Source organism: Acinetobacter sp. YH12226 (assembly GCF_013417805.1).
Classification (GTDB): Bacteria; Pseudomonadota; Gammaproteobacteria; order Pseudomonadales; family Moraxellaceae; genus Acinetobacter.
In genome coordinates this window covers 1-2177 of sequence record NZ_VPDG01000053.1, presented here as the reverse complement: position 1 = coordinate 2177, position 2177 = coordinate 1, and the positions used below count along the sequence as shown (strand labels likewise).

Annotated in this window: 1 protein-coding gene; it reads left to right on the top strand. The window is 47.2% G+C overall.

Annotated features, from left to right (window positions below):
* Positions 1-14 precede the first annotated feature (14 nt).
* Positions 15-1946 (top strand): ATP-binding cassette domain-containing protein, encoded by a 1932-nt coding sequence (locus tag FTV08_RS15975; protein ID WP_180087653.1) that lies wholly within the window; start codon positions 15-17, stop codon positions 1944-1946.
* Positions 1947-2177: the final 231 nt, after the last annotated feature.

Below are 2177 nucleotides of genomic sequence, written 5' to 3'. Positions count from 1 at the left end.
GCTTTGATTTCTCAATGATTCAGTTAGACCAGTTATCTATACGTCGCGGTGGACGTGTTTTATTTCAAAAAGCGTCGATGCAGTTACACCCAGGATGGAAAATTGGCCTAACCGGTGTCAATGGTGCCGGGAAATCGACCCTGTTTTCAGCTTTGCTCGGCGGCATGGAGTCAGACACCGGTTCGTTGACCCGTCCTGCGGTATGGACCGTGGCGCATATGGCACAGGAAATCAAAGCGCTGAATATGAAAGCCATTGATTTCGTCTTGTCCGGCGATGAAGAATACTGGGATATTCAGCAGAAACTGGAGCAGCCAGATCAACTGGATGATGCAGAACTGGCGCATTTATATGGCCGTTTTGATGAAATTTCAGGTTATTCTGCGCCGGCCAAAGCTTCGCAACTGATGGCCGGTCTGGGCTTTTTTGAACATCAATCCCAACTGGATGTTTCAAGTTTTTCTGGTGGCTGGCGCATGCGCCTGAATCTGGCGCGTACCCTGATGAGCCGTTCCGATTTACTCCTTCTTGATGAACCGACCAACCATTTAGACCTGGATGCCATTCTCTGGCTCGAAGACTGGCTGAAAGCCTATGAAGGTACGCTGGTGCTGATTTCGCATGACCGGGATTTTCTCGATGCGATTACCGACCATATTTTACATATTGAAAATCAGGAACTGATTTTATATACCGGTAACTACTCGACCTTCGAGCGTACCCGCAGTGAACGTCTGGCGCAGCAGCAACAGGCTTATGAAAAGCAGCTGGAAACCCGCGCACATCTGCAAAAATATATTGACCGTTTTAAAGCGAAAGCCACCAAAGCCAAGCAGGCACAGAGCCGGATCAAACAGCTGGAGCGTATGCAGGAACTGTCTGCTGCCCATGTTGATACACCATTTACCTTCAGTTTCCGTGAACCGACCAAAATGAGTTCGCCTTTATTGCAACTGGAACATGCCGATATTGGTTATGGTGACAAGCTGATTGTCACCAATGTCAATTTACAGATCACGCCAAGCAGCCGGATTGGTTTGCTCGGGATGAATGGTGCCGGTAAATCTACCCTAATTAAATCGCTGGTCGGTGATTTAAAATTGCTTCAGGGTCTGCGCAAAGACTCGGAACTGCTCAATATTGGCTACTTTGCCCAACACCAAATGGATGCACTGGATGGCAATGCCAGCCCGATGTTACAGCTGGCCCGTATTGCCGATAAAAAAATCAGTGAAGCCAGCTTACGTTCTTTCCTGGGCAGTTTTGGTTTTAGCGGCGAACGCATGGATACGCCAAGTGAAAGTTTCTCAGGCGGTGAACGTGCCCGTCTGGCTCTGGCATTGATTGTCTGGCAGCGTCCAAACGTGTTGATTCTGGATGAACCGACCAACCATTTAGATCTGGATATGCGTCATGCATTGACCATGGCCTTGCAGGATTTTGAAGGTGCTGTGGTGCTGGTATCGCATGAACGCCAGCTGATTGCCAGTGTCTGTGATGAATTGCTGCTGGTACATAATGGTCAATGCCGTGAATTTGACGGTGATCTGACCGCTTATGCCGACTGGTTACGTCAGGCCCGCATTGAGATGATCAAAAACGGGCAGAAGCCAGCCGAGCCGGTGAAATCTCAGGTCGAAGTCAAAGCAACCATTTCCAAACTGGACAAAGAAGCACAGCGTAAGGAAGCGGCACGCCAGCGGGAACTGAGCCGCCCGATTCGTAAAAATATCGAAAAATGCGAAGCACAGATTGCAAAGGTTACGCCGCGTCTGGCTGAAATTGAAACTTTACTGGGTGACAGTGCTTTATATGAAGCCTCACGTAAAAATGATTTGCTCAAACTGATGAATGAGCAAACCGAGCTGAAAGCCAAACTGGAAACAGCCGAGGAACAGATGCTGGAACTGATGATGGAACTGGAAAGTCTGGAGCAGTCCTTCTAACGCTATTTCAATACCCCCCATTATCTGAGAGATGAGTAACAAGCGTTATTCATCTCTTTTTTTTTATTAAAACCACCCATTTTTAATATTTTCCTCCTGCTTTTGGTAGTGTACAAAAACAACGTGTTTTAATTTAGAATAGACGTGAAAATGTCTGAGCAATAGACCTTTAACATGATCATAGAAACGACAACTTATGTCTGCACCCGTTGCCAATCACCCAATATCCAT

Excerpts from the sequence above, each read along its gene's own strand:
- FTV08_RS15975 (WP_180087653.1), top strand. The coding sequence starts at position 15 with ATGATTCAGTTAGACCAGTTATCTATACGTCGCGGTGGACGTGTTTTA.